The 19,683-nt window shown below is 72.8% G+C and carries 18 protein-coding genes; 11 read left to right on the forward strand and 7 right to left on the reverse strand.

The genetic code is table 11. The features are described 5' to 3' along the window. Positions 1 to 179 precede the first annotated feature (179 nt). Positions 180 to 2,570: a DUF4157 domain-containing protein gene (locus IPL61_28150; protein ID MBK9035091.1), complete on the forward strand. Its 2,391-nt coding sequence runs from the start codon at positions 180 to 182 to the stop codon at positions 2,568 to 2,570. 146 nt (positions 2,571 to 2,716) lie between these two features. Here IPL61_28150 and IPL61_28155 read toward each other — a convergent pair whose 3' ends face one another. After that, the gene (locus tag IPL61_28155; GenBank protein MBK9035092.1) at positions 2,717 to 3,070 is read right to left on the reverse strand and encodes a hypothetical protein; all 354 of its coding nucleotides are present in this window, start codon (positions 3,068 to 3,070) and stop codon (positions 2,717 to 2,719) included. A 252-nt stretch (positions 3,071 to 3,322) separates the two neighbouring features. Here IPL61_28155 and IPL61_28160 point away from each other — a divergent pair, with 252 nt between their 5' ends. Then, a complete protein-coding gene (locus IPL61_28160) occupies positions 3,323 to 3,673 on the forward strand; it encodes a nuclear transport factor 2 family protein (GenBank protein MBK9035093.1) in 351 nt (116 codons plus the stop codon). A gap of 160 nt (positions 3,674 to 3,833) precedes the next feature. Then, positions 3,834 to 4,790, forward strand: a complete 957-nt coding sequence (locus IPL61_28165; protein MBK9035094.1) for a sensor domain-containing diguanylate cyclase — start codon at positions 3,834 to 3,836, stop codon at positions 4,788 to 4,790. A 216-nt stretch (positions 4,791 to 5,006) separates the two neighbouring features. Here IPL61_28165 and IPL61_28170 read toward each other — a convergent pair whose 3' ends face one another. Both IPL61_28170 and IPL61_28175 read right to left on the reverse strand, forming a co-directional pair. Further along, positions 5,007 to 7,322, reverse strand: a complete 2,316-nt coding sequence (locus IPL61_28170) for an Hsp70 family protein (protein MBK9035095.1) — start codon at positions 7,320 to 7,322, stop codon at positions 5,007 to 5,009. Then, entirely contained in the window at positions 7,319 to 7,867 is a 549-nt protein-coding gene (locus IPL61_28175; GenBank protein ID MBK9035096.1) for a hypothetical protein, read from the reverse strand. Before IPL61_28175 ends, IPL61_28170 begins: the two co-directional genes overlap by 4 nt. 1,173 nt (positions 7,868 to 9,040) lie before the next feature. Between IPL61_28175 and IPL61_28180 the strand changes: the two genes are divergently transcribed. The 5 genes from IPL61_28180 (at position 9,041) to IPL61_28200 (ending at position 15,241) form a co-directional block, all read left to right on the forward strand. Next, the gene (locus IPL61_28180) at positions 9,041 to 9,940 is read left to right on the forward strand and encodes a hypothetical protein (protein MBK9035097.1); all 900 of its coding nucleotides are present in this window, start codon (positions 9,041 to 9,043) and stop codon (positions 9,938 to 9,940) included. Positions 9,941 to 10,156: 216 nt separating this feature from the next. Beyond that, on the forward strand, positions 10,157 to 12,406 hold the full coding sequence (locus IPL61_28185; protein MBK9035098.1) for a UvrD-helicase domain-containing protein: 2,250 nt from the start codon (positions 10,157 to 10,159) through the stop codon (positions 12,404 to 12,406). A 132-nt stretch (positions 12,407 to 12,538) separates the two neighbouring features. Beyond that, a complete protein-coding gene (locus IPL61_28190; protein ID MBK9035099.1) occupies positions 12,539 to 12,679 on the forward strand; it encodes a hypothetical protein in 141 nt (46 codons plus the stop codon). A gap of 259 nt (positions 12,680 to 12,938) precedes the next feature. After that, entirely contained in the window at positions 12,939 to 15,170 is a 2,232-nt protein-coding gene (locus tag IPL61_28195) for a S46 family peptidase (GenBank protein MBK9035100.1), read from the forward strand. Next, entirely contained in the window at positions 15,104 to 15,241 is a 138-nt protein-coding gene (locus IPL61_28200; protein MBK9035101.1) for a S46 family peptidase, read from the forward strand. The genes IPL61_28195 and IPL61_28200 overlap by 67 nt, the downstream gene beginning before the upstream one ends. A gap of 306 nt (positions 15,242 to 15,547) precedes the next feature. Here the strand turns inward: IPL61_28200 and IPL61_28205 are convergent, their stop codons facing one another. Continuing rightward, complete coding sequence (locus IPL61_28205; protein ID MBK9035102.1) at positions 15,548 to 15,739, reverse strand: hypothetical protein; 192 nt, start codon at positions 15,737 to 15,739, stop codon at positions 15,548 to 15,550. A 381-nt stretch (positions 15,740 to 16,120) separates the two neighbouring features. Between IPL61_28205 and IPL61_28210 the strand changes: the two genes are divergently transcribed. The 3 genes from IPL61_28210 to IPL61_28220 are packed head-to-tail and all read left to right on the forward strand — an operon-like array spanning position 16,121 to position 18,209. Further along, positions 16,121 to 16,552 carry a hypothetical protein gene (locus IPL61_28210; GenBank protein MBK9035103.1) on the forward strand — a complete coding sequence of 144 codons (432 nt, stop codon included), beginning with the start codon at positions 16,121 to 16,123 and terminating at the stop codon, positions 16,550 to 16,552. After that, a complete protein-coding gene (locus IPL61_28215) occupies positions 16,549 to 17,709 on the forward strand; it encodes a hypothetical protein (protein ID MBK9035104.1) in 1,161 nt (386 codons plus the stop codon). Before IPL61_28210 ends, IPL61_28215 begins: the two co-directional genes overlap by 4 nt. Next, positions 17,700 to 18,209 carry a nuclear transport factor 2 family protein gene (locus IPL61_28220; protein ID MBK9035105.1) on the forward strand — a complete coding sequence of 170 codons (510 nt, stop codon included), beginning with the start codon at positions 17,700 to 17,702 and terminating at the stop codon, positions 18,207 to 18,209. Before IPL61_28215 ends, IPL61_28220 begins: the two co-directional genes overlap by 10 nt. Here the strand turns inward: IPL61_28220 and IPL61_28225 are convergent. Genes IPL61_28225 through IPL61_28235 form a run of 3 tightly spaced genes read right to left on the reverse strand, consistent with a single transcriptional unit; the run spans position 18,170 to position 19,651 of the window. Beyond that, on the reverse strand, positions 18,170 to 18,817 hold the full coding sequence (locus IPL61_28225; protein ID MBK9035106.1) for a hypothetical protein: 648 nt from the start codon (positions 18,815 to 18,817) through the stop codon (positions 18,170 to 18,172). The two genes, IPL61_28220 and IPL61_28225, sit on opposite strands and share 40 nt — an antisense overlap. Positions 18,818 to 18,822: 5 nt before the next feature. Next, positions 18,823 to 19,245 carry a hypothetical protein gene (locus tag IPL61_28230; protein ID MBK9035107.1) on the reverse strand — a complete coding sequence of 141 codons (423 nt, stop codon included), beginning with the start codon at positions 19,243 to 19,245 and terminating at the stop codon, positions 18,823 to 18,825. Between the two features lie 10 nt (positions 19,246 to 19,255). Then, a complete protein-coding gene (locus tag IPL61_28235) occupies positions 19,256 to 19,651 on the reverse strand; it encodes a hypothetical protein (protein MBK9035108.1) in 396 nt (131 codons plus the stop codon). Positions 19,652 to 19,683 lie beyond the last annotated feature (32 nt).

The following is a 19,683-nucleotide window of genomic DNA, read 5'->3' on the forward strand; positions in this document are numbered from 1 at the left end:
CGCACCGGTCTGCGGCCGTGCGGTGGGTGCGGTGCGTGCGGTCGCCAGACGTTCCCGCCGGCAGCACGCCGGTGGCTCGTGCGGTCGTGCCGTGGGCGTCGTCGCGGCCCGGGCCCGCCGATTTCTCGTCACATCTGGGCAGGTGGCTACCTCAGCTCCTTGAAGAGGGAGCCGCCACCATGGACCAGCAGCTATTCCGCACGCTTGGCATCGCCGCAGAGCTCGACCAGGACATCGCGCCCAGCAAGGGCGGCCCCGGCAAGTCGAGCCTGACGTCGCGGTTGACGCCGGCGCCGCAGATGGTGTTCCGGGTCGCGGACCCCGAGACGGCGCGGGCGCTGGGCGAGTCGCTCAGCGGCGGCGGCCGCGTGCGCATCCAACGGGAGGCGGCGGGCGCGGTCGGCGACCGCGACGGCAACGGGGTCGCAGGCGACGCCGAGGCCGCGGTCGAGCGCGCGGCGACGTCGAGCGGGTCGGCGCTGCCCGCCAGCCTCCAGCGCCAGTTCGAGGGCTCGCTGGGGGCGGATCTGTCGAGCGTGCGGGTCCACACCGGCGGCGCGTCGGCGCAGGCCGCCCACGCCGTCGGCGCCAAGGCCTACACCGTCGGCCAGGACATCCACTTCGCCGCGGGCCGCTACCAGCCCGAGGATCCGTTCGGCATGCACCTGCTCGCGCACGAGGTCGCGCACACCGTGCAGCAGTCGGGCGGCGCCCAGCGGCGCCAGCACAAGCTCGAGGTCTCGACGCCGCACGACGCCGCCGAGCACGAGGCCGACCGCGCGGCGGACGCGATGGTGCGGGGCGAGGCGGCGAGCGTGGCGACGGTCGCTCCGCACGCGCTCCGCACGGTCCAGCGAGACGCCGTCCGCATCGGCGCGACGCGCGTTGAGGGGCGCGAGACCAACGAGGCCGAGCAGATCCTCCAGCAAGGCGACTCGTCCGTTGCGAACTCGCACGGCGGGGTCGACCTGTCGGTGGCCGGCGATGTGTCAGACACCACCATGTTGCTGGGGATGGTCACCGACAACACGATGAACCTCCGCCACGCGACCATGTCCGATCCGGACCGAAAGGTGTTCCACGAGAGCTGCGCGAAGCAGAACGAGGCCGTCATCCAGGCGCTGGGTCGGTTCCAGCATCACGCCGCCGCAACGCAAGTCGACATCGAGATGTTCGAGGCCGCGTACAACACCATGCAGAAGGACTTCGCTCGCTTGCAGGGCATGATGGCCCAGTTCGGGGCCTTTCATCCGGATCGGGGCAAGCTCTCGATTCCGATCGATTCAGACGGCGCGGGTCGCGCGGTGACTGGCGGCGCGACCGAGGCCGACAAGGACGCGGCGATCGAAGGCATCCCTGGCAAGGGCGTCAAAGGCGGATTCGAGACCCGGTTGACCGCGGTGAAGGACTCGATCAACGCGATGAATGAACACAAGACGTCGCTCCCGACGGCGGCGCGCGAGTTCTCCGACGCGAATCGCGACATGCTCACCGGCCGCTTGAACGTCTCGCTGGGCCCGGCCAAGCGGGAGGACGACCCGACGACCGACAAGGACATGATCGAGGCCAGGGAGGTGGTCGAGAAGGCCAACAAGGAGCTCGCTGCCGCGACAAAGATCGTCGCTCAGATCGGGAAGGAGGCCAGCGACGGGCTCAAGGCTCTCGACAAGCTGCCGCAGGTGAAGGCCTTCATGGAGGGCGTCGACCACGCCAAGGAGCTCGGCTCGGCGATCGGCGGCGAGGCCTTCGACGACGTGTTCGGCGACAAGCTCGCCGAGAACATCGCCGCCGCGATCACCGGCCTCGGCAACAAGGTCTCGAACGCGAAGGGCATCGTCGAGGCGCTGGAGCAGAAGAAAGGCAACCTCGGGATCATCCACCACTTCAACGAGTGGGACGACGTCAAGACGAAGATGGCCTCCAAGGCCAAGACGTTCGCGACGCAGGTGAAGGAGGCGGGCCGGCGCCGTGCGGCTGTGACGAAGGCCATCGCCGAGCTCGAGCGCTACCAGCACGCCCACAAGATCAAGGGCCCGAAGGGCGGGGACATGGCGGTCATGGCGGCGTTCGTGGCCAACGCGAACATGTTCGTGACGCAGGCCGACACGGCGAAGGACATGGGCGAGGACGCGCAGAAGAAGATCGCGGACGCGCTGAAGCACGAGGCCAAGCAGACGAACAAGGGCGTCGACGGGAAGGATGAGACCACCGGCACCGGCTCGAACTGGGAGCAGGCATACGCGCGCCAGCCCGACCCCCTCGGCGGCAAGGACGATCTCGTGCCGATCCCTGGGGCGCGCGTGCGCACGATCGACTGGTGGGCTTGCACCAAGGGACGCGCGGGTGGCACCGACGACAAGCCGAAGTGGGGCTTCATCAATCGCCAACAATCGACCCGTCTCCATCTCAACGAGCAGACGGGCGACAACCAGCGACTCCAGGCAGTTCAGGCGAAGATCGACACCATGATGGGGAACATCTGGATCGCGCGCGGATCCGTGGCGTCGTTCGCGACTCAGATCGGCAACGTGCTCGGGTTTGGCGGGATCGAGCAAGCGCCGATGGACTGACCGGCGCCGCCGCTCGCTACGGCACCGCGCGGCTGGAAGCGCCTGCGACGTGGTCGAGCGAGAAGGCGACGACGTGGGCCGCTACGCCGGCGCGGGCTGGAAGGCGCCTGCGACGTGGTCGAGCGAGAAGGCGACGACGTGGGCCGCTACGCCGGCGCGGGCTGGAAGGCGCCGGCGACGTGGTCGAGGGGGAAGGTGACGCCGCGGCCCTGGGGATCCCAGCCGAGGGCGAGGGCGTGGTCGATGGCGGCGCGGACGAAGCCGGAGGCGACGACGGCGGGGTCGTTGGTCGCGTCGTGGTGGACCTGGAGCTGATCGTCGGTGACGGTGAACCCGGTGATCGCGTGCCACGGGTCGCGCCAGCCGTGGAGCGTGACGACGAGGCGGCTGTCGGCGCCGGGCGGGCCGATGACGGTGAGGACGCTGTCGTCCACGCCGGGCTCGAAGCGCCAGCGCAGCAGGTGCGGGCCGACGACGATGGGGCGGTAGCCGCGGGGCATGGCCGCAGGGTAGCAAGCGGGCGGGCCTGTGTCGGCCGCGGGCCGCGCTGGGCCTGTGTCGGCCGCGCGGCCGCGCGACCGGTGTCGATCGGCGCGAGCGGGATGCGGCACGCTGGCGGCTGTGTCGGCCGCGCGGCCGGCGCCCTGTGTCCATCGGCGCGGCGAGGATGGGGCGCGCGGGCGGGCCTGTGTCGGCCGCGCGGCCGGCGACCTGTGTCGACCGGCGCGGCGAGGATGCGGCACGCTGGCGCGATGCTGACCGAAGCGGCCGCCGCGGGGTTCGTCGACGAGTGGATCGCCGCGTGGAACGCCCACGACCTCGAGCGCATCCTCGCGCACTGGGTCGACGACTGCGTGTTCACGTCGCCGCTGGCGGCGCGGCTGCTGGGCGATCCGACGGTCCGGGGGAAGGCGGCGCTGCGCGCGTACTGGCAGCAGGGCCTGGCGGCGTCGCCAGGGCTGCGGTTCGACCTCGACCGGGTGCTGGTCGGCGCTGACAGCCTGGTGATCGCCTACCGCAACCACCGCGGCCAGCACGTCGGCGAGTGGCTGCGGCTGGACGCCGCGCTGCACGCGACCGAGGGTGCGGCGCACTACGGGTGACGGCGCGGCGGCTACATCGATGATCGCGTTCGGAGGTCACCAGGGGCCAACGGCCGCGCCACGACGGGTGACGCCGATGTCGGTGGAGGTCATCCATCGGGTGCCGCACCAAGCGCCGCGCGCACGTGCCTCGAGGCGAGTTCAGGCGCAAGCTGGAGCGATGGACTCCCTGTCCGCGCTGACGCGACTCGCTGAGGCGATCCAGGCGCGGCACTCGCTCGAGGAGCTCTTGCAGCTGGTGGCGGACGGCGCTGCCGAGGTGCTCGAGGTCAAGCGCATCAGCGTGCGCCTGCTCGACGCCAGCCGCTCGCTGCTGCTGGCGTCGGCGCGCGCCGGCGAGCCGCTGCACGAGGCGCCGGTCGGGTTCCGCCTGGGCGAGGGCCTGCTGGGCTGGATCGCCGAGCACGGCGAGCCGCTGTGCCTGCCCGAGCCCGAGCACGATCCGCGGTTCATGGCGCGGCCGGGCATGGCGAGCATGGGCGCGTTCGTGGGCGTGCCGATCCGGATCGGCGCCCAGACCACCGGGGTCATCAGCGCGGTCGACGACGCGGTGGTGTTCGACGACTCGCACCGGCGGCTGCTCACGCTGGTCGCGGCGATGTGCGCGCCCCACGTCGAGATCGCGCGCCTGGCGCGGCTGGCCCACGTCGATCCGCTCACCGGCGCGCTCAACCGCCGGGGCATCGAGCAGCAGGTGCCGACGCTGGCGCCCGACGACGCCGAGGTGATGTCGGTCGCGATGGTCGACGTCGATCACTTCAAGCGCATCAACGACTCGGTCGGCCACGCCGCTGGCGATCTGGTCCTGCGCCAGATCGCCGCGACCTTGACCGGCGTCCTGCGCGCGGCCGACGCGGTGGTGCGGTACGGCGGCGAGGAGTTCCTGCTGGTGCTGCCGGGCGTGGCGTTCGCGGACGCGACCGCGGTGGCCGAGCGCGTGCGCGCGGCGGTGGCGGCGGCGCCCACGGCCGTGCCCGGCGGCGAGGTCGGCGCGACCGTGTCGATCGGCGTCGCCGAGCGCCGGCCGGGCGAGCTGCGCGAGGCGATGATCGCTCGAGCCGACGCCGCGCTGTACGCGGCCAAGGCCGCCGGCCGCAACCGCGTCCACGGCGGCTAGCGGGCGGTCGGCGTCGTCGCGGGCCTTTGCTCAGCGGCGCCCGCCGACGAGGCGAGAGTGCGCGGGCGGTGGTCGGCGGCGCGGGCCTCGGCTCAGCGGCGCAGGCCGACGAGGCGAGAGTGCGCGGGCGGTGGTCGGCGGCGCGGGCCTCGGCTCAGCGGCGCAGGCCGACGAGGCGAGAGTGCGCGGGCGGTGGTCGGCGGCGCGGGCCTCGGCTCAGCGGCGCAGGCCGACGAAGCGATCTCGCGCGGCGGCGACCTCTTCGGGCGACTGCGTGCCGACGAGATCGAGGTTGGCGCGCTGCTCCTGGCCGGTCTGCGCGTCGCGGGCGCGGACCTGCAAGATGCCGCTGGCGTCGATGGCGAAGGTCACCTCGATCGAGGTCAGGCCGCGGGGGCGCGCCGGCAGGTTCTCGAGGACGAGGTCGCCGAGGATGGCGTTGTCGTCGATGCGCCGCGACTCGCCCTGGAACACGCGGATGCGCACGGTCTGCTGCTGATCGCGCGAGGTGGCGAACATGCGCTTGGTCTCGGCCGGCACCTGCGAGTTGCGGCGGATCAGCTCCTCGCAGTAGCCGCCGACGGTGCCGATGCCGAGGCCCCGTGGGACCACCTCGACCACGACCGGGCCGCTCGGCGGCGCCATCATGGTCGGCGCCTGGGGGCCGAACCCGGCCAGCGGGGGCTGGGGCCCGAACCCGGCCAGCGGGGCCTGGGGCCCGAACCCGGCCGGCGGCGCGACCGCACCGAAGCCGGCGGTCGGCGGCGGCGGCGAGGTGCCGAACCCGCGATCGGTGGTGCGAGGCGTCCCGCCCGGCGGTGGGACGATCAGCGTGCGCGCGTCGGCGTTGGTCGGCGTCGTCGGCGAGCTGACCGGCGGGGCCGCGCTGGCGCGATCGACCACCAGCGTCGGCTGCTGGAACACGTCGGCGGCCGGCGCCGGCGCGCCGATCATCGGCTCGTGCGGCCGGGTCGGCTCCTCGGGCGCCCAGCCGTGCTCGCGGGTCGGGTCGTTGGTGTCGGGCGCTTCGCCGAACGGCTCGGCCGCGACGCCGATCATGGTCCTGGCGCGCGGCCCCGACGCCTTGGGCACCGGCGGCGGCGCGGCGCCGCGGCTGGTGATGCGGCCGATCGCCGCCTGCGAGCCGGTGCCGTTGTCGATCCGATCGACCTGGGCGCCGCGGGTCGCCGGGCGCATCGTGTCGGTCCCCGGGCGGGGTGCGCCCAGCGGCGCGGTCGTGCGGCGCGCGGGGCCGGTGGACTCGTCCCAGGTCGCGTCGCGGGAGATCGCGGTCGCCGGCGGCGGCGGTGGCGCCGACGGCATCGCGGGCACGCCGCCCATCGGCGTCAGCCCGCGGCCGGTCGAGCGCCGGTTGAGGATGCGCTCGAGGGACATCGCCTGCAGCGCGGCGCCCTGCGCGACCGCCTCCTCGGGGTTGATGTCGACGCGCGGCGCGCGCTGGAAGAACTGGGTCACGCGCTCGCGTACGTGCGGGATCTTGGTGGTGCCTCCGACCAGGACCACGTCCTCGATCGCGGCCGGCGTCAGGCCGGCGAGGGTCAGCGCCTCCTCGCACACCTTGAACGTGCGCTCGATCAGCGGCCCGGCCTGGCTGATCAGCTGATCGCGCGTGATCTCGATCTCGAGGTTGAGCGGGGCGCCGCCGGGGCCGTAGGCGATCTCGTCGATCTTGACCAGCGCGCGCTGCCGCCGCGACAGCTCGATCTTGGCCTGCTCGGCGACCGCGCGCAGGCGCATGAGCGCGAGCTCGTCGGCGCGGACGTCGGCGCGGAGCTTGGTCAGGGCCACGTCGGCCATGTGCTCCATGAGCAGCTCGTCGATGTCGTCGCCGCCGAGGAACGAGTCGCCCGCGGTCGATAGCACCTCGTAGACCTGATCGTTCAAGCGCAGGAGCGTGACGTCGAAGGTGCCGCCGCCGAAGTCGTAGACCGCGATCACCTTCGACAGCCCGCGGGTCTGGCCGTACGCCAGCGCGGCCGCGGTCGGCTCGTTGAGCACGCGCACCACGGTGATGCCGGCGATCGCGCCGGCGGTGGCGGTGGCGGAGCGCTGGGCGTCGTTGAAGCTGGCCGGCACCGTCACGACCGCGCGCCCGACCTCGTGCTTGAGCGCCTTCGCGGCGATGTTGCGGACGTGGTCGAGGACGATCGCCGAGATCTCGGGCACCGCGAACTCGCCGCCGCGGGTGACGATCACCGGCTGCTGGTTCGCGCCCTCCTTGATCCCGTACGACATCCGCTGCATCGCCGCGTGGATCTCGCGGGAGCGGAACGGCCGGCCGATCAGCCGCTTGGCCGAGTAGACGGTGTTGCGCGGGTCGATGATCCGGCGCTGCTTGGCCTCGGCGCCGACCACGACCGAGCCGTTGGGGTGGAACGACACCACCGAGGGGTGGATCTTGCCGCCCTTGTCGTCGGCCAGGACCACCGGCGTGCCGGCCTCGTCGCAGCGCGCGGCCACCGAGTTGGTCGTGCCGAGATCGATGCCGATGACCGGATCGACGCCGCTCACGCTGCCCCCGCGGGCGCGGTGGCGAGCGCGGCGTCGTACCAGCGCTCGACGGTGCGCCGGAACGGCCACATCCAGCCGTACGACGGACCCGTGAACTGCTCGATCACGTGGGCCCGGTACCACGCCTGACGGGGGTAGTCGGGACCGTAGATCTCCGCGGCGGCGCGGATCGACTCAGCGTAGGCAGCCATCTCGAAGCGTGCGCGAAAATACGCGAGCCCGACCGGGAAGGGCAACAACAGGTAGAACAACGCCATGCCCGGCAGGGTCCAGGTCTGGAACTGCCGGAGGTGCACGGCCTCGTGGCGGAGCGTGCAGTAGCGCTCGTCGGGATCGCGCGCGTCCCAGTCGGCGGTGACGTAGAGCGTGCGGCCGATCGTGGTCTGGTACCCGTCGAGGTAGTCGCGCATCTGGCCGAACGTGATCACGATCAGCGCCTTGTGGATGGCGCGGTGCAGGGCCGAGTCGGGCTTCTTGATGATCCGCAGGCGGTAGTCGCGCTCGAGCTCGGCGACGTAGGCCTGGTAGCGCGCCTCAGGGTCCACCGGCGCATGGTAGCAGCGCTGGGCGGTCCTCACCGCCGTTGGGCGATCGGTGTGTCGGGAGATCGCCGAGGCCCGCCTTGATGCTGCCGCAACTAGCTGAAATTTCGTCCAAGAATCCAGCCGCCGGGCCACCCGCTCGGCCAGCGCCCGATCGGCTGACACCCGGGCGCTCGGCCAGCGCCCCGGCCGCACGGGCCAGCGCCCGATCGGCTGACACCCGGGCGCTCGGCCAGCGCCCGATCGGCTGACACCCGGGCGCTCGGCCAGCGCCCCGGCCGCACGGGCCAGCGCCCGATCGGCTGACACCCGGGCGCTCGGCCAGCGCCCGATCGGCTGACACCCGCGCCAGCGCCCGGGCGCCGGGCCAGCGCCCCGGCCGCACGGGCCAGCGCCCGATCGGCTGACACCCGGGCGCTCGGCCGGCGCCCGATCGGCTGACACCCGCGCGCTCGGCCGGCGCCCGTGGGCGCGGCGCCGGCCCCGGGCCGCCGGGCCCCGGGCCCCGCGGGGGGCGGGGCGGGGCGTCAACCAAACTCCATCAGCGACAACTACATCTCCCTCCAGGCTGTCGGTTGAGTGATCGCGCTTCGTTCGTGTCGGGGTAGTTGTCGTCGAGGCTCCGGTCTTGGGTTGGGACGGCGGGGTAGTTGTCGCTGATCGGCTGCACCCGGCCGCACGGGCCAGCGCCCGATCGGCCACACCCGAGCCGCTTGGGCCAGGCCCGATCGGCTGACACCCGAGCCGCCTGGGCCAGGCCCGATCGGCTGACACCCGGCCGCTCGGGCCAGCGCCCGATCGGCTGACACCCGAGCCGCTTGGGCCAGGCCCGAGCGGCTGACACCCGAGCCGCTTGGGCCAGGCCCGATCGGCTGACACCCGGGCGCTCGGGGACACCCGGGGCGCTCGGGCCAGCGCCGTGGCCGCCGACGCCGCGGCAGGGTGACCCCGCGGCCGGGTGTCATCGAGGTCGGTGACCAACGGCGCGGTTCGGGTGGCCAGGCACATCGAGGTCGAGGAAGCTCGAGCCCGGTAGCCAGGCGGGTGGCCAGATCTGCATGTCGTGGCAGGTCGAGTTGCCAGGAAACCCGGTTCCTGCATGTGTGATCTAGAGACATTGGGAGCAATTTCAGATGTGGATGGGTGGTATGACCATTGCTTGCGCATGGCGTCATCATGCGCTCGCTTGTTGTGTGTCCGCTGCCCTGGTCGATCGCGTCGCTGCTGGCCCTGGCGGTCGGCTGTGTCGATGCCTCCGATGACGCTCCGCCGCCGGATGACCCGCCCTGCGCCCTCGTCGAGCGGGTCTACCAGATCGATCAGGTCGAGCTGCCGCGCACGCCGTCGGAGGCGCAGGCGATGGCGCTCGACCTGGACGACCGGGGCGGCGTCGACAACCAGCTCGGGCTGCTGCACGCGGCGATCGTCGCGGTCGCGTCGAGCTGGGACGTCGGGCCGGCGATGACCGCGCACCTGGCGGCGGGACGCCTGCACTGGGCGCTGGTGGTCGGGCGGTGCCCCACAAACGGCGCGGCGACCGTCGAGCTGGTGCGCGCCACCGACGTCGACGGCAACGGCGCGCTCGAGCTGGGCCCGCGCGGCCAGCCGGCGACGGGCGTCGACGTCGATCGCCGCGTGCGCAGCGCCCACGGGATCGCGCAGGTGCCGCTGGGCTTCCTCACCGACGGCGGCGGCGGCGACGCGACCGCCGCGTGGCAGCTCGGGTTCGCGCTGTCGACCGACCTTGCGCGCGAGGCCGACGGCGGGCTGCGCGGTCGCCTGGGCTTCGCGATCGGGCCGATCAGCGACGCCGCGCTGGCGCCGCTGGCGGCGTACGCGACCGGGGCGATGACCGATCCCGTCGTCGGGCTGGTCTGGACCGGCCAGGACACCGACCGCGACGGCACGATCTCGATCGCCGAGATCCGCGTGGTCGTCGAGGCGCTCGTCGCGGTCGACCTCGACGTCGGCGCGTGCGACCAGCTCGCGTGCTACGAGCCTGGCGGCGACGACGGCCGCGCCGATCACCTCTCCGCGGGGATGCGGATCCACGCGACACCGGTCGACACCGAGTGAGCACGTGTCCGATCGCCACGCCTCCGGTCGAGGTCGCGCGCGCGCGCCTGGGGCTCCGCGCCGGCGGTCGAGGTCGAGTGATCGCGCGGCCAGGTCGCGGCGCCGCCGGGATCGCGGCCCCGCGCCGGCGGTCGAGGTCGAGTGATCCCGCGATCGCCACCGAGTGAGCGCGCCAGCAGTTGACCGGCGCGCGCGCGATCCGTAGCGTCGCAGCCGGTGGCCGTCGATACCAGCAAGCTGAACCCGCCGCAGCGCGCGGCGGTGATCCACGGCGGCGGTCCGCTGCTGGTGCTGGCCGGCGCCGGCTCGGGCAAGACCCGGGTGATCACGTTTCGCATCGCGCACCTGCTCGACCTCGGCATCCCGCCCGACGCGATCGCGGCGCTCACGTTCACCAACAAGGCCGCCGAGGAGATGCGCGAGCGCATCGCGCACCTGCTGGGCGACCGCAAGACGGCGAACAAGCTGACGATGGGCACGTTCCACTCGCTCGGCCTGCAGGTGCTGCGCAGCGAGCGCAAGGCCCTGGGCTACCCCGGCGGGTTCACGGTCTACGACGCGTCGGACCAGCTCGGCGTCATCCGCGCCGCGCTGCGCGAGGTCAAGGACTTCTCGCGGGACGGCGAGCGCCGGTTCGACGTCAAGGCGATCCTGACGCGGATCTCGCTGGCCAAGAACAGCTTCATCGAGCCCGAGGCCTACCAGGTCCGCGAGGGCGACGACTACGACGCGATCACCGCCGAGGTCTACCCGCGCTACCAGGCGGCGCTGCGGGCCTACGCCGCGTTCGACTTCGACGATCTGATCGTCGAGCCGGTGCGGCTGATGCAGCGCGACGCCGCCGTGCGCGATCGCTGGCAGGGCCGGTTCCGGTTCGTCCTCGTCGACGAGTACCAGGACACCAACCGGGCCCAGGTCAACCTGGTCCGCCAGCTGGTCGCGCGCCACCACAACCTGACCGTCGTCGGCGACGACGATCAGTCGATCTACGCCTGGCGCGGCGCCGACCCCGCCAACATCCTCGGCTTCGCCGACGCGTTCGAGGGCGCGACGGTGATCAAGCTCGAGCAGAACTACCGCTCGACCAAGACCATCCTCGACGCGGCCAACGCGGTGATCGGGCACAACAGCGATCGCCACGGCAAGACGCTGTGGTCGGAGCACGGCCCGGGCGAGCTGCTCACGCACGCGGTCGCGCCCGACGTCGAGACCGAGTCGAAGTGGGTGGTGCAGGAGATCCGCAAGCTCAAGGAGGCCGGCCGCAAGTGGCAGGACATCGCGATCCTGTACCGCTCGAACATCCAGGCCAAGCCGCTCGAGGACGAGCTGCGCCAGCTGTCGGTGCCGTACGCGATGTTCGGCGGCCAGGAGTTCTTCGAGCGCAAGGAGGTCAAGGACGTGATCGCGTACCTGCGCGTCGCGCTCAACCCGCGCGACGAGCTGTCGCTGCGCCGGATCGTCAACTACCCCGCGCGCGGCATCGGGCCGACCACGCTCGAGCGCATCCTGGCGGCGGCGCGGATGCAGCACGCGACCTTGATCGACGCGCTGCGCGCCATCGGCGGCGCGGCTGATCGGCCGATGCCGGGCGACCCCGCCGAGGCGTCGCTCGATCCGGCGGTGCCCGACGACGACGACGACGACGATCCCTACGAGCGCGCGCGGCTGCGACGCGCGGCGGCCGAGGCGCGCGGGGACGACGCCGACGAGCCGCTGCGCTCGGCGGTGGCCGTGCCGGCGACGGCGGCCTCGACCTTCCGCGGCGACGGCGATCTGCGCCCGGGCGCGCGGGCGTCGGTGGCCGGGCTGATCGAGCTGCTCGATCGGCTGGCGGCGGGGCTCGCCGGCGGCCAGCCGGTCGAGGCCACCAAGCAGCTGATCGAGGACATCGGCCTGTACCACGACCTGCGCGAGGCCGCGCCGAGCGGCTCGGCGGCGCAGCGCCGGATCGACAACGTCGAGAGCCTGCTGACCTCGCTCGGCAAGTTCGCCGCCAAGTCGCCGGGCCCCAAGGCCCTGGCCGAGTACCTGCGCAAGCTGTCGCTCGAGTCCAACGACGAGGCCGAGCAGACCGGCGACCGCGTCATCATGACGACGCTCCACGGCGCCAAGGGCCTCGAGTTCCCGATCGTGTTCCTGGTCGGCCTCGAGGAGGAGCTCCTGCCGCACGCGCGCACGCTCGCGCCGCAGGCCACCGACGCGCTCGACGCCGATCACGCCAGCGACGTCAGCGAGGAGCGCCGGCTCGCGTACGTCGGCATCACCCGGGCCCAGCGCAAGCTGTACCTGACGCGCGCGTGCCAGCGGATCTCGCGCGGGCGCGAGATGCAGCGCACGCCGTCGCGGTTCCTGCTCGAGATCCCCGACGAGCTGCTCGAGGTGAAGGACCTGGCGGAGCTGGCGCGCGAGGCGGTGCCGCAGACCGAGGTCCGGTCGTTCTTCGCGAGCTTCCTCGCCGACGAGTGACCTCAGCGCCACGCCTGCCGCCGCTGCGCGAGGTGCTTGGGCTGCGCGAGGGACGGACCTGGCGACGCCGCCGCAGACGGCGGTGGCGCAGCCCGAGGTCCGGTCGTTCTTCGCGAGCTTCCTCGCCGACGAGTGACCTCAGCGCCGCGCCCGCCGCCGCTGCGCGAGGTGCTTGGGCTGCGCGAGGGGAAGGACCTGGCCGAGCTCGCGCGCGAGGCGGTGCCGCAGCCCGAGGTCCGGTCGTTGTTCGCGAGCTTCCTCGCCGACGAGTGACCTCAGCGCCACGCCTGCCGCCGCTGCGCGAGGTGCTTGGGCTGCGCGAGGGACGGACCTGGCGGCGCCGACGCAGAAGGCGGTGGCGCAGCCCGAGGTCCAGTCGTTGTTCGCGAGCTTCCTCGCCGACGAGTGACCTCAGCGCCGCGCCTGCCGCAGCTGTCGCAGGTGTCGCGTCACCGGCGGCGCGGACCGCGGCGAGCGGTTGTCAGCGTCGAGAATCTCCGCCTCGTCGGCGTTTATCTGCTATGCCGCCCGCATGAAGCGCAACCACATCATGTGTGGCCTCCTGCTCGCCGCGGCCTGCGGCGGCGGGGGCAAGAAGACCACGACCACGACGGGCGGCGGCACTGGCTCCAACGCGCCCGGCCCGGGCGACACCGGCGGTGGCGTGCAGGTCCCGGCGCCCGACCCGACCGCGGCCGCGCGCCACGCGTTCGCCAACCCCGGCGGCATGTGGATGCCGCGCCAGATGAACCACGCGGTCCACGCCGCGGCGCTGCGGTCGCTGGGCGTGACGATCCCGGCCGAGGATCTGTCGGACCCGCTGGCGGCGCCGCTCAACGCGGTGGTGTCGCTCGGCGGCTGCACCGCGTCGTTCGTCTCGGGCCAGGGCCTGATCGTGACCAACCACCACTGCGTGCAGGGCGCGCTCCAGTACAACTCCAAGCCCGAGCGCAACCTGGTCGAGGACGGGTTCCTGGCCAAGACCAAGGCCGAGGAGCTGCCGGCCGGGCCGACCCAGAAGGTGTTCGTCGCGCGGGCGTTCACCGACGTGACCGACGCGATCCTCGGCGGGGACAAGCCGATCGCCGGCATCGCCGATCCCGTCAAGCGCAAGGAGGAGGTCGAGAACCGGACCAAGGCCCAGCTCGCCGCGTGCGAGAAGGACCGCCCCGGCATCCGCTGCGACGTGAAGAGCTTCTTCCGCGGCGCCGAGTACCAGCTGATCGAGTACCTCGAGATCCGCGACGTGCGGCTGGTGTACGTGCCCGCGCGCTCGATCGGCAACTACGGCGGCGAGATCGACAACTGGGCGTGGCCGCGCCACACCGGCGACTGGTCGTTCTTCCGGGCCTACGTCGGCCCCGATGGCCAGCCCGCTGACTACAGCGCCGACAACGTGCCGTTTGCGCCCAAGCACTGGCTCAAGATCGATCAGGACGGTCAGGCCGAGGACGACTTCGTGATGGTGACCGGCTACCCCGGCCGCACGTCGCGCGTGACCACGGCGTCCGAGGTCGACTTCGACGTCGCCTGGCGCTACCCGAACACGATCCAGTACTACCAGGAGCGCTACGATCTGCTCGAGCAGCTGCTCAAGAGCGACGCGCCGGCCGCGACCAAGATCAAGGCCGGCGTCGCCAAGCAGGGCATCCAGAACGGCCTCGAGAAGACCACCGGCGTCCTGGCGGGGCTGCAGAAGGGCGACATCCTCGAGCGCAAGCGCGCGATCGACGACAAGGTCAAGTCGTGGGCGGCCCGGACCGGCCACGAGGACTACAAGGCCGCGATCGAGAAGCTCGAGGACATGCTGGCCGCCGATCGCAAGACCGCGGCCGGCGACTTCAACTTCGGCATCACGATGGGCGGCTCGAACCACCTGCGCACCGCGCTCCTGTTCGTGCGCATGGCCGAGGAGCGCGGCAAGCCCGACGCCGCCCGCAAGCCCGGCTACCAGGACCGCGACATGCCGCGCCTCGAGGGCGGCCAGAAGCAGCAGACGCGGCAGTTCGACGCGATCCTCGATCGCATGTTCTTCAAGCTGGTGCTGACCAAGGCCGCGGCGCTGCCGGCGGCCGAGCGGGCGTGGCTGAACCCGCTGCTCGGCATCAAGAAGGGCGCGAAGATCACCGACAAGCTGATCGAGGCGCGGCTCGACGCGCTGTACCAGGGCACGAAGCTCGAGGACGAGGCCACGCGCATCGACCTGCTCAAGAACGCGACGCCCAAGAGCCTGAAGGCGTCGAAGGATCCCTTCGTCAAGCTGGCGGTCGCGGTGTGGCCGCTGATCAAGGCCAGGAGGATCGGGACGACAAGCGCGCGGGCGACTACCTCGTCGTGGCGCCGATGTACGCCAAGGCGATGGTCGAGGCCCTCGGCGGCTTCGTTGCGCCCGACGCCAACTCGACGCTGCGCATCACCTACGGCACGATCAAGCCGTTCGCGGCGGGTGGGCTGCCGTTCACGAAGGCCCACGAGATCCTCGCCAAGGACACCGGCGAGGAGCCGTTCGACGCGCCGGCCAAGCTGCTCGCTGGCATCAAGGCCGGCAAGTTCGGCCCGTACGCCGACGCCGCGCTCGGCGACCTGCCGATCGACTTCATCGCCGACCTCGACATCACCGGCGGCAACTCGGGCTCGCCGGCGCTCAACAACAAGGGCGAGCTGGTCGGGCTCGCGTTCGACGGCAACATCGAGGGCGTGGCCTCGGACGTCGTCTTCGACTACTCGACGACCCGCACGATCATCGTCGACACCCGCTACATGATGTGGGTCATGGACGCGATCGACGGCGCCGACAACGTCCTCGAAGAGATGGGCGTCCGCCCGTCGCTGTGATCGCGGTGGCGGCGTAGGCGGCGCGCGGGCGGTGAGGCCGTCGCCGCGCCGGGTGCGGCGGGATCGGTTGGCTGCGAGTTCCAGAGGGGTGTCGCCGAACCTCCCCAACGGGGGCCGCCCCGATAGGGCCCCTCCCCACGGCGCGAATCTCCCGGCGCGTGGAGCGGTGCTCGACCGAAGAAGTTCCGAGCTCCGGGCCGGGGCCGGCGCGTGGCGGCCAGGGCACCGCGCGTGCCGGTCGGCGCGCGCCGTGGCCAGAGGACCGCGCGTGCGGGCCGGCGCGCGGCTGGGCAGGGCGTCGCGTGGTCATTCCACCCGCGAGTCGCGATCGAACAGCCACAGCTCGAGCGCGCGCTGCTCGTCATCCTGGCGGCCGTGGGTGTAGGGCCACGGCAAGGCTGGGTGGCGGTGACGGGGCTGCGGGCGGGTGAGCATCGCGGCGAGGCGGCGGCGCGTTTGCGTGCCGAGCGATCGGAGTAGGGCGAGCGGAGCGAACATGAGGCACCTCCTTGGGGGACATCCGTGCTGACGGCGCGGGGTCGTCGGCATTACGCGGATCGCACCGGCCGGCGCGCGGCCGATGCGCTGGTGGCGCCGCGCGGTGGCGCCCCCGGTGCCTGGTCACGAGGAGGCGCACCCACCTCACGGCCGTCTCGAACAACGACGGCGGCGGGATTGGATTTCCCAGCGATCGTCCTGTGTTGAGGCCGCTTCTGACGCGGCGGGTCAAACGCCGTGATCAAGAGAGGTGCCCGAGTGGAAGCCCAGGGGTTCCAGTACGTTGCTGGCCGGTCGCGAGGGCGATGCGCGTGATCCGCACCACCTGTGATCGCGGGAGCGTCGACGACGCGCGGGCTGTCGCGCTACGGTCTCGGGTCCATGCGCACCCTGACTTCGATCGTGTCCGCCGCCGTGGCGCTCGCGCTGCTGGCCGCGCCGGCCGCCGCCGAGCGTCGGCACCGCGGCAAGCCGTCCGCGCCCGTCGCCCTCACTGCCACCGCCGAGCGCACCGCCACCGGCTGGCGCGTCGTGGTCGACGCCGCGCCGACCGTGGCGGTCGACGACGTCGTGGTCGAGATCGACGGACGGGCCACGCGGTTCGGCGCCACGACCGCGCGCACGCCGCGGCACCTGGTCGCGCCGATCGCCCTCGGCCGCAACCCGGGCAAGGACGTCGTGGTCACGGCCCGCCTCGCGGGGCGCAGCCAGAGCCTGATCGTTCGCGTCGGGGCGCCGGCGCCGGCGCAGAAGCCCCAGGTGATCACCGTCCGCACGATCAACGGCGTCAGCGTCGCCGAGGTGCGCAAGTGAACGCGCGCCTGTGCGCGGGCGCGCTGCTGGTCGCCGCGGCGGCGTGCGGCGGCGGTGACAGCGGTCCTCCCAAGCTGACCGGCCTGGTGCTGTACGAGGATCGCGCGCAGCTGGCCAGCGGCCGGCTCGACACCACGCTCCAGCTGCTGCCGGCGCGCGGCGTCACGGTCAGCCTGATCAACGAGGCCGACGGCGCGGTGATCACCACGGTCACGACCGACGACGATGGGCGCTACACCGTCGAGTGGGTCGAGCCGCTGGTCGAGCCGACCGAGCCGCTGCACCTCCTGGCGGCGGCCATGAGCATGGCGCCCGAGCGGCCGATCCAGGTCGTGCGCCGCAACAGCCAGGTCCACGGCTTCGGCGGCGACGCGTTCACGTGGGAGGACAAGATCGACGTCGATCTGGTCGTCACCGAGGCCTCGGGCGCGGCCGCGGCGTTCAACGTCTTCGACATGGCGGTGAGCTCGGCCGACGCCGTGCGCACCAACCTCGACGTCCTGCCGGCGCCGCTCACGGCGATCTGGGAGAAGGGCTCCAACGACGGCACGTACTACAGCGGCGACAGCCGGATCCACCTGCTCGGCGCCGCCAGCGACGACGACGGCTACGACGACACCGTCATCCTCCACGAGATCGGTCACTTCTTCGAGGACACGGTCGGGCGCAGCGACAGCCCGGGCGGCGGGCACGACGGCTCGCCGACCAACCCCAACCTGGCCTGGTCCGAGGGCTTCTCGACCTACTGGGCGATGGCGGTCAAGAACGAGCCGTTCTACGGCGACTCGAACTCTGGCGGCGGCTGGGGCTACAACGCCGAGACCACGGTCACCCGCGCCCCGCAGCCGGCGGGCTCGATCGGGCAGGCCGTCGGTGAGAACCTCATCACCGAGGTCCTCTGGGACATCGGTGACGCGCCCAGCGGGGACGACGATCAGCTGGCCGGCGACCACATCGTGGTCGAGAGCGTCCAGCCGATGTACCTGCGGACCTCGGCGCTGCGCCAGGTCGGTCAGGGCGGCGTCGACCTGGTCGACTTCCTTGACGGCTACTTCGTCCTCGCCGGCCTCCGCGACTGCGCCGCCGTCCGGCAGATCGTCGTGACCACGCACACGTTCCCGTACGACTTCGGCGGTCCCGCCGGCCCGTGTCCGTGAACTCGCCGCGGCTGCCGTCGCCGGTCGCCGGCGCGCGCGTCGCGATCTTCGGGCTCGCGCTCGCGACCGCGAGCGGCGGGTGCGCCGTGCGCCGGCAGTTCACGCGCGCCGATGACGCCGCGGTCCGGGCGGTGCTGACCACCCAGCAGGCCGCGTGGAACCGCGGCGACCTGGTCGGCTACATGGACGGGTACCTGCGGTCGCCAGCGCTGGTGTTCACCTCGGGCAGCAAGGTCCGCCGCGGCTGGAACGAGACCTACGCCAAGTACCGCGATCGCTACGGCAGCGACCCGTCGACGATGGGCACCCTGGCGTTCGAGGTGCTCGGCGTGCAGGCGCTCGGCCCCGACGGCGCGATCGTGCTCGGCCGCTGGGTCCTGACCGACACGCCCAACAGCGGCAGCGGCGTGTTCTCGGTCGCGCTCGCACGGACCGCGGCCGGCTGGAAGGTCGTCCACGATCACACCTCGAGCGATCCGCCCCCGGACGCGGCGCCGTAGCGATCGAGGTCGGCCAGCATCGCGACGCTCGTGGCCGGCGCCGCGCGGGCTTCCGTGGTCGGTAGCCACGAGGCCGCCGGAGCGGGGGCCAGAGCCGACGTCGGAACCGGAACCGGAGGCGGAGCCGGAACCGGAGCCGGAGCCGGAGCCGGAGTCGGAACCGGAGCCGGAACCAGAACCGGAACCGGAGTCGGAACCGGCCCGGGAACCGCCGCCGTGGCACCCGCACCCGTGGTCCGCGTGCTCACGGCGGCAAGCGTCGGCGCCGGCTCGGGGGCGTCCGGGTGTCGTCCGTAGCCGACGCTGCGCCACGGGCGCCGCAGCGCGCGCTCACGCTCCCAGCGGTGCTTGCGCCGCAGCCCGCTCGCCTGCGCCGGCCACCCGACCAGCCGCGCCCGTTTCTTGACCGCCGCGACCTGCTCCGGCGGAAGCGGCACGCCGTACCGGTCGAGCTCGAGGTCGACGTCGATCAGCACCGCGACCGTCGCCGGGTCGCCGCGGTCGAACTCTTGCTCGGCTGCCTGGACCTCGGCGAACGAGTACGGCCGATCGCTCTTGCCGATCGCGAACATCTCGCCGGTGTCGGGGTCGCGCTGCAGGTTGAACACGCGCCTCATCGCCGCACCCCACCGAGCCCGGTCGCGAGCGCCGCCTCGAGCACCGCCAGCACGTCGCACGGCGGCGCGTCCAACGCGATGCCGTACTGGGCGACGACCTCCGGATCGCCGGGGCTGATCACCGTGCTCGTGCGTCGATCGCACCTCACCGCGTCGATCGTGTCCAGGCGATCGAACTCGCCGCGCAGCCACGCCTGCCGCCACGCCTCGATCGCCGCGCGGCTCTCGTCCTCGCTCCGCGGCGTCCCGTCGGCGTGGCGGCCGAAGTCGACCGCCGCCAGCAGCGCCAGCGCGCTGGGCTCGTCGCTCGCGGCCTCTTCCGCGGCGGCGACCTGCGCGTCGGCGTAGAGCCGCCCGTCCTTGCCGGCGACGTAGGTGGCGCCGGTCACGGCGTCGCACTCCAGGATGTAGTCCCGCATGGCCCCCTCCTCACCGGTTCGCCGCACGGGTGGCCCGCGCGATCTTGCGCCGCCGCGCGACCTTGGCGATCTTGCGTCGCCGGGTCGCCCGGCTCGGGTAGTCGCCGTGTCGGCGCGCCGAGTCGGCGAGCGCCTGCAGCTCGTCGGGACCCATCGAGAACCCGACCTCGCCTCGGGCGCGCGCCGCCTGACACTCCGGGCAGTCGTGGATCTGCTGGGCCGCCAGCGCCCGCACCGCCGCCGCGTCGAGCGGCCGCCCGTCCTCGTCGACGCCCAGGTCGAGATCGCGGCGCACCACCAACGCCTCGGCGTCGCCCGCCCGCACCCGCGCATCGAGCGCGTCGAGGTCGCGGACGGCCACCTCCCGCCCGCTCTTGCCGATGTACACCATCTCGCCTGTGCGCATGTCCGTCCGCATATGAAAGGTCGTCATCCCGC

The sequence above is a fragment of the Myxococcales bacterium genome, assembly GCA_016717005.1.
Classification (GTDB): Bacteria; Myxococcota_A; Polyangia; order Haliangiales; family Haliangiaceae; genus UBA2376.